The organism is Mycobacterium sp. Dal123C01, assembly GCF_052566995.1.
This window is the reverse complement of sequence record NZ_CP199580.1, coordinates 2431722-2444302: the sequence shown is the minus strand read 5'-3', so window position 1 is coordinate 2444302 and position 12581 is coordinate 2431722. Positions and strand designations below refer to the sequence as shown.

The 12581-nt window shown below is 65.7% G+C and carries 12 protein-coding genes; 6 read left to right on the top strand and 6 right to left on the bottom strand.

Going from position 1 to position 12581, the window contains the following annotated elements:
- Positions 1–11: 11 nt before the first annotated feature.
- The 4 genes from ACTXG5_RS11760 (at position 12) to pth (ending at position 3518) form a co-directional block, all read left to right on the top strand.
- Positions 12–1244, top strand: a complete 1233-nt coding sequence (locus tag ACTXG5_RS11760; protein WP_445163813.1) for a cytochrome P450 — start codon at positions 12–14, stop codon at positions 1242–1244.
- 14 nt (positions 1245–1258) lie between these two features.
- The gene (locus tag ACTXG5_RS11755; RefSeq protein ID WP_445163812.1) at positions 1259–2128 is read left to right on the top strand and encodes an oxidoreductase; all 870 of its coding nucleotides are present in this window, start codon (positions 1259–1261) and stop codon (positions 2126–2128) included.
- Between the two features lie 142 nt (positions 2129–2270).
- The gene (locus ACTXG5_RS11750) at positions 2271–2930 is read left to right on the top strand and encodes a 50S ribosomal protein L25/general stress protein Ctc (protein WP_445163811.1); all 660 of its coding nucleotides are present in this window, start codon (positions 2271–2273) and stop codon (positions 2928–2930) included.
- 12 nt (positions 2931–2942) lie between these two features.
- Positions 2943–3518: an aminoacyl-tRNA hydrolase gene (gene pth, locus ACTXG5_RS11745; protein ID WP_445163810.1), complete on the top strand. Its 576-nt coding sequence runs from the start codon at positions 2943–2945 to the stop codon at positions 3516–3518.
- 15 nt (positions 3519–3533) lie between these two features.
- Here pth and ACTXG5_RS11740 read toward each other — a convergent pair whose 3' ends face one another.
- The 5 genes from ACTXG5_RS11740 to ACTXG5_RS11720 form a co-directional block, all read right to left on the bottom strand.
- Positions 3534–5171 carry a fatty acyl-AMP ligase gene (locus ACTXG5_RS11740; RefSeq protein ID WP_445163809.1) on the bottom strand — a complete coding sequence of 546 codons (1638 nt, stop codon included), beginning with the start codon at positions 5169–5171 and terminating at the stop codon, positions 3534–3536.
- Between the two features lie 336 nt (positions 5172–5507).
- Complete coding sequence (locus ACTXG5_RS11735) at positions 5508–6461, bottom strand: 4-(cytidine 5'-diphospho)-2-C-methyl-D-erythritol kinase (RefSeq protein ID WP_445163808.1); 954 nt, start codon at positions 6459–6461, stop codon at positions 5508–5510.
- Positions 6462–6548: 87 nt separating this feature from the next.
- A complete protein-coding gene (rsmA, locus tag ACTXG5_RS11730) occupies positions 6549–7490 on the bottom strand; it encodes a 16S rRNA (adenine(1518)-N(6)/adenine(1519)-N(6))-dimethyltransferase RsmA (RefSeq protein ID WP_445163807.1) in 942 nt (313 codons plus the stop codon).
- Complete coding sequence (locus tag ACTXG5_RS11725; protein WP_445163806.1) at positions 7445–8572, bottom strand: transglycosylase family protein; 1128 nt, start codon at positions 8570–8572, stop codon at positions 7445–7447. The genes rsmA and ACTXG5_RS11725 overlap by 46 nt, the downstream gene beginning before the upstream one ends.
- A gap of 143 nt (positions 8573–8715) precedes the next feature.
- On the bottom strand, positions 8716–9576 hold the full coding sequence (locus tag ACTXG5_RS11720; protein ID WP_445163805.1) for a TatD family hydrolase: 861 nt from the start codon (positions 9574–9576) through the stop codon (positions 8716–8718).
- Positions 9577–9594: 18 nt separating this feature from the next.
- Here ACTXG5_RS11720 and metG point away from each other — a divergent pair, with 18 nt between their 5' ends.
- Complete coding sequence (gene metG / locus ACTXG5_RS11715) at positions 9595–11151, top strand: methionine--tRNA ligase (protein WP_445163804.1); 1557 nt, start codon at positions 9595–9597, stop codon at positions 11149–11151.
- Between the two features lie 305 nt (positions 11152–11456).
- Positions 11457–11819 carry a PAS domain S-box protein gene (locus ACTXG5_RS11710; protein WP_445163803.1) on the top strand — a complete coding sequence of 121 codons (363 nt, stop codon included), beginning with the start codon at positions 11457–11459 and terminating at the stop codon, positions 11817–11819.
- 6 nt (positions 11820–11825) lie between these two features.
- Here ACTXG5_RS11710 and ACTXG5_RS11705 read toward each other — a convergent pair whose 3' ends face one another.
- Positions 11826–12533, bottom strand: coding sequence for a TetR family transcriptional regulator (locus tag ACTXG5_RS11705; RefSeq protein ID WP_445164375.1), 708 nt, complete (start codon positions 12531–12533; stop codon positions 11826–11828).
- Between the last annotated feature and the right edge of the window lie 48 nt (positions 12534–12581).

The following is a 12581-nucleotide window of genomic DNA, read 5'->3' as shown; positions in this document are numbered from 1 at the left end:
AGTCGACTGCCATGACCACTCTCATCAGCGACCGCCCGAGCGTTTTCGACGCGGGATTGCCCGCAATTGCCTACGACCACCTCGCCGATCCCGAGGAGGCACACCGCATCCTGGCCGACGCCCGAAGTCGGGCCCCCATCGCGATCGGCCGTTACGGACCCGAGGTGTTGAGCTTCGAGGCGGTCCGCACCGTGCTGCGCGACAACCGGTTCGTCACCGCCCAGGGCCTGGGACTTGATGCGCAGGGCATCACTTCGGGTCCGCTGTGGGACCGGGCGACCGCCAACATCCTCGGCCTCGACGGCGCCGCGCATCATCGCCTGCGTCGGCTGGTGTCAAAGGCTTTCGCGCCTCGCGCCGCCGAGCGACTGCGAACCGTCGCCGTCGAAATCATCAGCGGGCTAGTCGAACCGCTCACCACGGTCGGACACTGCGACGTGGTTTCCGACATCGCCCGCGGCTACCCGACGCCGGTCATCTGCGCGTTACTGGGCGCCCCAGCCGAAGACTGGCAGCTCTTCTCCGACTGGACCGACGACATCAAGAAACTCTTGGAGTGGGACGTCGTCAATGACACGCCCGCGATCCTCGCGGCGTGGGACCAACTCGACGCCTACCTCGAAGACCTGATCTCCCAACGCCGAACGTCTTTAACCGACGATCTGATTTCCGAACTGATCCGCGCCGAAGACGACGGCAACCGGCTTACCCACGACGAACTGCTGATGCTGTGCGCCACCCTCCTCGGCGCCGGCACCGACACCACCCGCAACCAGCTGGCCGCGGCCGTGGGGGCGCTCTGCGCCCACCCCGACCAATGGGCCCTGCTCGCAGAGCATCCGGAATTGGCGCCCGCCGCGGTCGACGAGCTCATGCGTTACCGCCCAATCATTTTCGGCACCATCCGGCGAGCCGCCGAAGACGTCGACCTGGCTGGCATCCGCATCCCGGGCGGCACCCTGGTGGCCGCCAACACTGCCGCTGCCAACCGCGACGCGTGCGTCTACGACGATCCGGACCGACTCAACATCACCCGTCAAAGCGCGGCGCCGATCCTGAACTTCGGCGGTGGCGTGCACTACTGCCTGGGCGCTCACCTGGCGCGGCTGGAACTGACTGAGGGCCTTCGGATCATCACCCAACGCATGCCCAACGCCCGCCAGACCGGACCGAGCCCATGGAAAGGCATGGCCGGAATCACCGGCCCCACCACCTTGCCGCTGGAGTTCGACCCCGGGCACTAGTAGACATTGAGGGCATGACCGACTGGACCGCCGCCGATCTGCCGTCATTCGCCGGGCGCACCGTCATCATCACCGGCGCCAACAGTGGGCTGGGCGCGATCACCGCCCGCGAGTTGGCCCGCAAAGGCGCCAAAGTCATCCTGGCCGTCCGCACCCCAAGCAAAGGTGAGGCCGCCGCCCGCCAGATGACCGGCGACATCGAGGTGCGCCAGCTGGATCTGCAGGATCTGTCGTCAGTACGCCAATTCGCCGACGGGGTCGACAAAGCCGACCTACTGATCAACAACGCCGGCATCATGGCCGCCCCCTTCGCGCTGACCGCTGACGGCTTCGAGAGCCAGATCGGCACCAACCATTTCGGTCATTTCGCGCTGACCAACCAGTTGCTCCCCAAACTCACCGACCGGGTGGTGACGCTGACATCGATGGCGCACTGGCCGGGTCGGATCGACTTCGACGACCTCAACTGGAAGACCCGGCGATATTCGGCCTGGCTGGCCTACAGCCAGGCGAAGCTGGCCAACCTGTTGTTCACCAGCGAGCTGCAGCGACGCCTCAACTTGGCCGGTTCTCCGCTGCGCTCAGTGGCGGCCCACCCCGGCTACTCACACACCAACCTGCAAGGAGCCTCCGGCCGCAAGATGGGCGACGCACTGATGTCGGCCGCCACCCGGGTGGTTGCCACCAGCGCCGACTTCGGCGCACAGCAAACGCTGTACGCCGCGTCGCAGGACTTGCCGGGCGACACGTTCATCGGCCCCAGATTCGGCTGGATCGGCCGGACCCAACCGGTCAGTCGCAGCCGACGGGCCCAAGATCCGACGACCGCCACCGCGTTGTGGGACGTATCCGAGCAGCTCACCGCCACCAAATTTCCGCTCTGAGGAGATCATGCGCTACCCTGGCCGGGCGTCACGGCGAGGGTAGCCGGCGTTTAGCCAGCACCGTTATCGACGGAGACCGACACATGTCGCGATCCTGGCCGTGCCTTGAAACCTAGGTACCGAGCACACAGGAGCGACACAAATGGCTAAGTCTGCAGCCAACCAACTCACGGCCATCGTCCGAACCGAGACGGGCAAGGGCGCGTCCCGGCGGGCCCGGCGCGAGGGCAAGATTCCCGCCGTTCTCTACGGCCACGGCGCCGACCCCCAGCACCTGGAATTGCCCGGACGCGACTTCGCGGCCGTCCTGCGGCACTCGGGCACCAACGCCGTGCTGACCCTGAACATCGCCGGCAAGGAACAGTTCGCACTGACCAAAGCGCTCGACATCCACCCGATCCGGCGCAACATTCAGCACGCCGACCTCTTGGTCGTTCGTCGCGGCGAGAAGGTCGTCGTCGAGGTCTCGGTCATCGTCGAGGGCGAGGCCGGACCTGACACCCTGGTCACCCAGGAGACCAGCACCATCGAGATCGAGGCCGAGGCCCTGTCGATTCCCGAGCAGTTGACGGTGTCGGTCGAAGGCGCCGTGCCCGGCACCCAGTTCACCGCCGGACAGATCACGCTGCCGTCGGGCGTCAGCCTGATTTCCGACCCGGAACTGCTGGTGGTCAACGTGGTGAACGCGCCGACCGCCGAGGACCTGGAGGAAGAGGGCGCCGGCGAGACCACCGAGGGCGAGGAAGCTCCGGCAGACGAAGAGGCCGGCGACGCCGAGGCCTCCGAAGAAGAGTCCGAGTAGGCGAGCGTCGACGTGGCCGAACCCCTCTTGGTGGTCGGCCTGGGCAATCCCGGAGACAACTACGCCCGCACCCGGCACAACGTCGGGTTCATGGTTGCCGACCTGCTTGCCGCCCGGCTGGGCTCAAAGTTCAAGGTGCACAAGCGTTCTGGCGCCGAAGTGGTCAGCGGCCGACTCGCCGGGCACTCGGTGCTGGTGGCCAAGCCGCGCTGCTACATGAACGAGTCCGGCCGCCAGGTCGGTCCGCTGGCGAAGTTCTACTCCGTGCCGCCGGCCGACATGATTGTCATCCACGACGACCTCGATCTCGAATTCGGTCGCGTCCGGCTCAAGATCGGTGGCGGCGAAGGCGGCCACAACGGGCTGCGCTCGGTGGCCTCGGCGCTGGGCACCAAAGACTTTCAGCGGGTGCGCATCGGGATCGGGCGTCCACCCGGCCGCAAGGACCCGGCCGCCTTCGTGCTGGAAAATTTCGCCGCCAGCGAGCGCCCCGAAATTCCCACGATCTGTGAGCAGGCCGCCGACGCGACCGAGTTGCTCATCGAACTGGGGCTAGAGCCCGCGCAAAACCGCGTGCACGCCTGGTAATTCGCGGAAAAACCGTTACCCGGTGACCAGGGTGACGGAGTTGGACCGCCGCAGCTTGCCCGACGGCGTCTTCGGGATGGTCCCGGGACCGAGCACCACGACGTTGCGGGGCCGCATGTCGACCTCTTTGAGCACCTCGCGAGCGACCTCGTGTTCCATCCGGCGCACCTCGACCGGGTCCTGGAAGGCGTTGGACTCGACCGCGACGGCGAACGTCTCGCGGGAGTGGCCGGCGTCAAGACGGACCGCCACGGCGCACCCGGGCCGGACACCGTTGACGCGGCACGCGGCCCGCTCGATGTCGGTGGGGTAGATATTGCGGCCCGCCATGATGATGACGTCCTTGACGCGGCCGCAGACCACGATGTGGCCGTCTTCGTTGATGTAGCCGAGGTCACCGGTGTCGTACCAGCCGTGCTCGTCCTGGGCCGAGATGAAGCCGCCCATGGTCAGGTAGCCCGGCGTCAGCGACTCGCCGCGCAGCTCGATGACGCCGACGCCGCGCGGGGGCATCAGATTGCCCTGCTCGTCGATGATGCGGGCCTCGAGGTCCTTCAGCAGTGGACCGAGGGTGGCCAGCCGGCGGGTGTTGCCCTTGGTCGCGGGTACGGCCCGGCGCAGGGCAGCCAGCAGGTCGGCGTCCACCTCGTCGACGACAAGACCGGCGTTGCACTCCGAGAACGACACGGCCAGCGTCGTCTCGGCCATGCCGTACGCCGGCAGGATCGCGGAGGAATTCAGGCCGAACGGCTTGCCCGCGTCGAGCAGGTCCTCGACGTCGGCGGGCTCGACGGGCTCCGCGCCGGACAGCGCGAAGCGCAGGGTCGACAGGTCGAAGTCGCCGGGCTTGGCTTGCCGGCGCAGCCGCTTGGCCAGCAGCGCGTAGGCGAAGTTGGGCGCCGCGGTCATGGTGCCCTTGTACTTGTCGATCAGCTTGGCCCACAGCAGCGCGTCGCGCAGGAAGTCCATCGGCGTGACCTTGACCAGCTCCGCGCCGAAGTACATCGGGATGGTGAGGAAGCCGACCATGCCCATGTCGTGGAAGCAGGGCAGCCAGCTGACCATCACGTCTTTGTCGATGTCGTACTGGGCGCCGATGAACATCGCCTCGGCGTTGGAGTAGATGTTGCGGTGAGTGATCTGCACGGCCTTGGGCGAGCCGGTGGAACCGGACGTCAGCTGCATCAGCGCCAGATCGTCTTCGCCGACCTCAATAGGGTCGATCGGCTCCGAGGCCAGCAGGTCGGCGACCGTGAGGACTTTGATGCCCTTCTCTTCCAGCACCGGGATGGCGATCAGGAACGGCTCGGAGACGATGACGACCTTGGCCTCGATCATGCCGATGACGTTCATGGTGTCCTCGGCCCACACCGCCAGGTCCGTGCGCGGGGTGGGCTGGTGCAGCATGGTCAGGCTGGCCCCGCGTATCCACAGGCCCTGCGCCGTCGGGGCGATCTCCACCGGGAAGCCGGCAAGCACACCGACGGCGTCGCCGAGGCCGATGCCGGCGGCGGCCAGGCCGCCCGCGATGCGGCGAGAGCGCTCGTGGACCTCGGCCCAGGTGTGGCGGACGGGTGCGTGAGGATCACCGGTGACCATGCCCTTCTTCGAAATGCGGGCGTTATGGAACATCTTCTCGGTAAACCTGCTCACGCAAACCTCCTCGGTTCCGGTGTGGTCCCCAAGACCCGGGTTTTCATGTTCCGCTCGCTGGGCAGCAGTTTGCAGCAGGCGCGCGAGCACAGTTGGGAAGCGGTTAGATCTCGAAATAGTGATGGAACAGCAACCCCGTGTCCGGTTGCCTGATCAGCATGAGCCCGGCGCGCCGGACGCGTCCGGCGTCCACCAATCGACCGTCCGCCGTGGCTCCGGGCGGACGGCCAAGCCGAATGCTCTTCCTGATCAATAGTCGTCACCGCGAGTTATCTTAAACTCCTCTTAAGTAACAACCCAACAATTCGGCGATTTGAGTTGGATTTCACAGTTTGTTCAGGCTTCGGTCATGGGTGTTGGGACCACGCGGGCGCCGGGCACCGGACCGCTCGCGACCCGCACCGTGCGGCAGACGCCCGCCCCCGACAGGTCAGTGCCGACATCGACCGCCGAGGCCGCTGAAGTGCACAAAAACGCGCACGTCGGGCCCGAGCCGGACACAATGCCGGCCAGCGCACCCGCCTCCTTACCGGCGCGCAGAGCACGCCGCAGCGCCGGATCCAGGCTGACCGCCGCCGCCTGCAATTCATTGCCCAGCAGCGGCGCCAGCTGCTGTGGATCACCGGCGGCCAACGCGCCCAGCACCGGGCCGGGGTCAGCGAGCCGGGGCGGGTCCGCGGCATCCCTGAGCCGGTCGAGCTCGCTGAACACCGACGGAGTGAGCAGCTCGCCCTCGGCGAAGGCCAGCACCCAGTGGAAGGTGTTCCGGGACAACACCGTGGCCAACTCCTCGCCGCGCCCGGTGCCCAGCGCGGTGCCACCGTGCAGCGCGAAAGGCACATCGCTGCCCAGCCGCGCGGCCAGCATGCGCAGATCGCGGCGCGGCATGTTGAGTTCCCACAGCGAGTTCATCGCGACCAGCACCGCCGCCGCGTCCGCGCTGCCACCCGCCATCCCGCCGGCCACCGGAATGGATTTGTCGATCATGATCGAGACATCGGGGGCGCGGCCCACATGTTCGGCCATCAGCTCGGCGGCCTGCCAGGCCAGGTTGCCTTCGTCGGTGGGCAGCTTGTCGGCACCCTCGCCGACGAGTTCGAGCGACAGGACGTCGGCGTTGCGCACCGTCACCTCGTCGAGCAGCGAGACGGCGTGAAACACCGTCGTCAGCTCGTGATAACCGTCGTCACGGCGATCGCCGACCGCGAGGTACAGGTTGACCTTGCCGGGCACGCGAACGGTGATCGACCCGGTGGGCTCCCATTGCGTAGCGGTGTTGCCGTCAGACATTGCAAACCACCGCCACCGCAGCAGACTATCGCTGCCGGCAGCCAACTACACGCAACGCCGCCCGGCGACGCCTGACAAACGCCGGGCTCAGCTACCGGAAGCTTTCGGTTGCGCCGGATCGCCGGAACGACGCAGCAATCGGACGAAGTCTTCGATGGACAGCGTCTCTCCGCGCCGGGCCGGATCGATGCTGGCTGCCAGCAATCGATTCGCCGACTCATTGCCGGAGCCCGCCCATTCCAGGAATGCGTTACGGGATGTCTTGCGCCGCTGCGCGAAGGCGATATCGATCAGCTGGAATACCTGCCGCCGGAAGGCGTCGTCGGTTTGCCACGGCGACGTGTCGTACCGGTCGATGCGAACCAGCCCGGAGTAGACGCGGGGCACGGGCCAGAACACCGTCGGCGACACCATGCCGCACCGGCGAACCCGTCCGAAGAAGCGCGCCTTGACGCTGGGCACGCCGTATTCCTTGCCACCCGGCTCGGCGGCAAGCCGCTCCGCGACCTCTGCCTGCACCATCACGGTCACGACCTGGATGGACGGAAATTCGGCAAGCAGATGCAGCAACGCCGGGACCGCGATGTTGTAGGGCAGGTTGGCGACGACCGCGGTGGGCGCTTGGCCATGTTCAACGGCCAGCTCGTCGCGCCTCAGCGTCAGGACGTCGCGGTTGAGCACCGTCAGCCGCTGGATTTCGCTGTGCGACTGCTCACCGACGGTCTGCGGCAGCCGCTCGGCCAGCACCGGGTCGATCTCGACGGCGGTGACCGTGGCGCCGCGGTCGAGCAGCGCCAACGTGAGCGAGCCGAGGCCCGGGCCAACCTCCAGGACATGGTCGGTGCGGCCGATTCCAGAAGTCGAAACTATCCGCCGGACTGTGTTGCCATCGTGGACGAAATTCTGGCCCAACGATTTTCGTGGCCGAAACTCAAGTTCTTTGGCCAGCCGCCTGATATCGGTGCGCCCGAGCAGCCGGATGGTCAGCGGGCACCAGCTCTTCCGCTGCACACCGGCCAGGCGCCCCATCCCTGGCGCTCCCTCGTCACCTCGGCGACGGTGATCTGTTCATCCCGGCTGGCAAGGTCGGCACGGGACGCAAACCGCAACCCGCCGTTGCGCTCCCAAGTGCTTTGGTCGAATTGCACGCCACCGTAATACCCGTTACCCGTGTTGATCGCCCAGTTGCCACCGGCCTCGCAGCCCGCGATGGCATCCCAGATGGACCCGTCGGTCACCGGGGGCACCTCGGTACCGGGTTTGGTGCCCACGCGGACCACGGAATCACGGGCCGGCGCGATCACGATGTTGGCGATCGGCAGCCGACCGGTCTCCAAACCGTTGACCTTGGCCACCGCGTAGGTCACGTCCTGCGTGCCCGGGCTACCCGGGTCTTCGACCACCTGGCGGCTCATGTTCATGTCGGGGTCCTCGACCCGGCGCGCGTTGGGCGCCAACGGAATCCGCTCGGTGACCTTCTCGATGCGGTTACGCGTCACCTGGATCTGCATGCCGTCGGCGATCGGCGACGTCGCGCTGGGCACCACCTGGTCGCTGTCTTGCAGCGGCACGCCGGCGGCGTTGAGCAGTCCCGCCACGTTGGGCGCCGGCAGGTGCACCATGCGTATCGTGCCGCCGTCGCTGATCTGGACGGTCTTAGCGCTGACCACCGGCAGTGCCATTCCGGCCAGCGGAACTCGGCTGCCGCGCGAGGCCGCGGCGGGGGCGGTGTCGGTCATCGCGAGCTGGGCCAGCGCCTCGTCCACGGTGGATGCCGTCGTCCACACCTGCTTGGTGTCGCGGCCGTCCAGCGAGATCTCCAACGGCCGGCTGCGCCGCAGCACGATCTTGTCGGCATTGTGAATCTGGACATCAGCGGCGGGATACAGATCGTCGCGCTGATCGATGACGTAGCCGTTTTCTTCGACGATGTCGATCACTCGCGACTTCATCGTCGTCACCCGCATCGCGATGCCGTCGACGGTCAACGTCAGGGTCTTGGACACCGAGACCGCGAAGCCGCCGGCGAAGACGAGTACTAAAAGCAGCCCTCCGACTACGAGCCGCAACATCGGTGATGGGGTCTGATGAAGTTTTCTCAATACAGTCAACGCGCGTCTACCCCGACCTCAGTAAGCACTTAACGACCTATCCAGCAGCAATTGACAACAGTGCAATAAACCAACGATTCGATCACAAGACGGTAACGAACCGGCCAATGTGGGGCAACTCTGGCGCGAAGGTGTTATTGAAATCACCTGGTCGGCGCGGCCAGTCGGTAGACGCGCCGGGCGTTGTCGGTGGTGATTCGCGCCAGTTCTTCTGCCGGGCGATCGACGAGTTCAGCGATCGCCCGAACAGTATAAGGAAGGCAATACGGCTCATTGGCCGCGCCACGATAAGGATGCGGCGTCAAAAACGGCGCGTCGGTCTCCACCAGCAGCTGCTCGGCCGGCATCAACGGCACGGCCTCCCGCAGCGCGCGCGCATTACGGAAGCTGACCGTCCCGGACAGGCTGAGAAACCACCCGGCGTCCACGCAACGGCGGGCCATTGCGCTGTCGGACGAAAAGCAGTGGAAGATCACGGCGTCGGGAGCACCCTCGGCCTGCAACACGTCGAGCACCTCGGCGTCGGCCTCCCGGTTGTGAATCATCAGCGGTTTACCGCACCGCTTGGCCAGGTCGATATGCCACGCGAAGGCTTCCCGCTGCACGTCGGGCTCAGCGCAGCCGTCCAGCCGACCGGGCCAGTAGAGATCCATACCCGTCTCACCGACGGCCACCACTCGGGGGTGGGCAACCAGCCGCTCGATCTCGGCGCGGGCCTCGTCGTCGAGGGCATTCGCGCGCGTCGGGTGCAACGCCGCCGCCGCGTACACCCGGGGGTCCCAGTCGGCGGCCCGGGTGACCCAGCGCGCCGACTCCAGATCGTCGGCGATGGTGACGACCGCGCCCACTCCGACCGCGGCGGCACGCTCCATGACGGCCACCACCCCGTCGGCGTCGTGGGCACCGCATGCGTCGAGGTGAGTGTGGGCATCGATCAGGGGAGCCAACGGCTCCGGGGCGGGCGGCGCTTCTCGTTTACCGGGTCGGCTGGAGCTCACGCGCACACAATAGGGTGAATCTCAATGAGGCCCTATTACGTCACCACTGCGATCGCGTATCCAAACGGTGCGCCGCACGTGGGTCACGCCTACGAATACATCGCCACCGACGCGATCGCCCGATTCAAGCGGCTCGACGGTTTCGACGTGCGCTTCCTGACCGGAACCGACGAGCACGGCCAGAAGGTCGCCGAGACCGCGGCGGCCGCGGGGCTGCCGACCGCCGAGCTGGCGCGGCGTAATTCCGATGTGTTCCAGCGCATGCAGGAGGCGTTGAACATCTCGTTCGACCGTTTTATCCGCACCACCGATCCCGACCACCACGAGGCGTCCAAGGAGATCTGGCGGCGCATGGAGGCCGCCGGAGACATCTATTCGGCTACCTATTCCGGGTGGTACTCGGTGCGCGACGAGCGGTACTTCACCGACTCCGAGACCGAGGTGGTCAACGGCACCCGCATCGCCGCCGAAACCGGCGCACCGGTGACCTGGAGCGAGAAGGAGCAGACCTACTTCTTCCGGCTCTCGGCATACACCGACAAGCTGCTGGCGCACTACGACGCCAACCCCGATTTCATCGGACCCGAGGTCCGTCGCAATGAGGTGGTCAGCTTCGTCTCTGGCGGCCTGACCGATTTCTCGATTTCGCGAACCACGTTCGACTGGGGTGTGCAGGTGCCCGGGCATCCCGACCACGTCATGTACGTCTGGGTCGACGCGCTGACCAATTACCTCACCGGCGCCGGCTTCCCCGACATGGACTCGGAGTCGTTCCGCCGCTACTGGCCCGCCGATTTGCACATGATCGGCAAGGACATCATCAGGTTTCACGCGGTCTACTGGCCGGCGTTTTTGATGTCAGCCGGAATCGAGCTGCCGCGAAGGGTTTTCGCACACGGGTTCTTGCACAACCGCGGCGAGAAGATGAGCAAGTCGGTCGGCAACACCATCGACCCGGTGGCGCTGGCGGACGCGTTCGGCGTCGACCAGCTGCGCTACTTCCTGCTGCGCGAGGTGCCGTTCGGCCAGGACGGCAGCTACAGCGAAGAGGCCATCATCAACCGGATCAACACCGATCTGGCCAACGAGTTGGGGAACCTGGCGCAGCGGTCGTTGTCGATGATTGCCAAAAACCTCGACGGGGTGCTGCCCGAACCCGGCGAGCTCACCGCCGCCGACTCCGAGCTGCTCACGATTGCCGACGCCTTGCTGGAGCGGGTGCGCGCCAGGTTCGACGAACAGGCAATGCACTTGGCCCTGGAGGCGATCTGGCTGATGCTCGGCGAGGCCAACAAGTACTTTTCGGCCCAGCAGCCGTGGGTGCTGCGCAAGAGCGAGTCCGACGCGGATCAGGTGCGGTTCCGCACCGTCCTCTACGTCACCTGCGAGGCGGTCCGGATCGCGGCCCTGCTGGTTGCGCCGGTCATGCCGGAATCGGCCGGCAAGCTGCTGGACTTGCTCGGACAGGCCGAAGACCAACGAACGTTTACCGCCATCGCCACGCGGCTGACCCCTGGCACGGTATTGCCGCCGCCCACCGGCGTGTTCCCGCGATACCAGTCGGCTTCCGAAGACGAGTGAGCGGAACGAACGCAGTGAGTGACGGGAACGAGACGAGAATCCGGCTTCCGAAGACGAGTGAGCGGAACGAACGCAGTGAGTGACGGGAACGAGACGAGAATCCGGCTTCCGAAGACGAGTGAGCGGAACGAACGCAGTGAGTGACGGGAACGAGACGAGAATCCGGCTTCCGAAGATGAGAAGAAGTGAAAGCAAACGGCCGTCAGCGAGTGCGTTAGGAAATAGTGGCCAACGTGACCTCTGACATAGACCATAATCGGCCTGTGGAACGACGACAGAACCGGCACCAGAACATCCAATCGCCGATGACCACCTTGAAGCAGCTCCCTGCCTTGGTGGTGCTGGAACGGATTCCGGTTCCGGTGCTGGCAGTCGGCGACGACGGCACGATCTTGTTCACCAACACGGCATTTGCGGAAATGGTGGGCTACGAGCCGGACGAAGTCTTGGCGCTGCGATTCCGTGAGATTTTCCATCAGACCGCCGACTCGGAATCCCTGCTGCCGGTCGTTCATGCCCTCGCGAACATGGTCGTCGAATTGGCACACAAGGACGGCTCGGTCGTGCGCGCGCTGATGAGCAAGTCAGTCGGAATGCGGGTCGACGACCAATTCGCCCTCGCGACGTTCCAGGATCTGACCGAGCAGTTGTGGGGAGAAGAGCACTAGCCTGAGTTAGCCCGTTTCCGGCGGCTGCACCGCCGTCGTCGTTGCGGCGGTCCGAGCATGGCGCATTGCTTCGCGGCCAAGGAATTGCCCGAAATAGGCCCGTGACGCTTCCGAGACGATCCCGGGGAGAAAAAGTTCCCAGATCCGAGTCAGGCGCTCGATGCCATCGCCGACAACGACGCCGTTTCCGTCGAGCCCGGATATTGTGTTGGATAGCAAGCGCATTCCGAAGATGGCGCCGACGATCGACTCGCCGATCACTTCTGGATCAACGTCGCCGCGTAGGTCTCCTTGGGAGATTGCCCGCTGGGCCTCGGCAGCCACCAACGCAACGAGGTCCGTGCAGAAGCGTCCGGCAGCCGTGTTAAAGCCACCCAGCGCAGCGATCAAATGCTCAGCGGCGTTGGCAATTTCGTTGGAACTCAGCACCTTGACGATCGTGAAGGTGCCATGCAGCAAGTTCTCCAGCGCCGGCGATGATGACCCGCACACATTCCGGAAGGCGCTAAGGAGCTTGTCTGAACCTTCCTCAATGATGGCTGAGGCCAACGCTTCTTTCGAATCAAAGTGGTGATAGAGGGCGCCCTTGGTCATTCCCGTCCGCTCGATGATCGCGCTCCATCCAGCGGCTGCATACCCGACCTCGCCGAACACCTCGATCGCGGCGGTGAGAATCCTTCGCCGAGTCGCTTCAGATCGAACCTGGCGCGCCATTGCCCTCATGCCTCCGGACTCTCATCGGTGCGCCGATTCCTTGATCCC

What these genes read in the sequence shown, in the direction of transcription:
- metG (WP_445163804.1), top strand. Translation starts at nt 9,595, where the DNA reads ATGAGGCCCTATTACGTCACCACTGCGATCGCGTATCCAAACGGTGCG.
- ACTXG5_RS11710 (WP_445163803.1), top strand. Translation starts at nt 11,457, where the DNA reads ATGACCACCTTGAAGCAGCTCCCTGCCTTGGTGGTGCTGGAACGGATT.
- ACTXG5_RS11750 (WP_445163811.1), top strand. Translation starts at nt 2,271, where the DNA reads ATGGCTAAGTCTGCAGCCAACCAACTCACGGCCATCGTCCGAACCGAG.
- ACTXG5_RS11705 (WP_445164375.1), bottom strand. Translation starts at nt 12,533, where the DNA reads ATGGCGCGCCAGGTTCGATCTGAAGCGACTCGGCGAAGGATTCTCACC.
- ACTXG5_RS11760 (WP_445163813.1), top strand. Translation starts at nt 12, where the DNA reads ATGACCACTCTCATCAGCGACCGCCCGAGCGTTTTCGACGCGGGATTG.
- ACTXG5_RS11735 (WP_445163808.1), bottom strand. Translation starts at nt 6,461, where the DNA reads ATGTCTGACGGCAACACCGCTACGCAATGGGAGCCCACCGGGTCGATC.
- rsmA (WP_445163807.1), bottom strand. Translation starts at nt 7,490, where the DNA reads ATGGGGCGCCTGGCCGGTGTGCAGCGGAAGAGCTGGTGCCCGCTGACC.
- ACTXG5_RS11755 (WP_445163812.1), top strand. Translation starts at nt 1,259, where the DNA reads ATGACCGACTGGACCGCCGCCGATCTGCCGTCATTCGCCGGGCGCACC.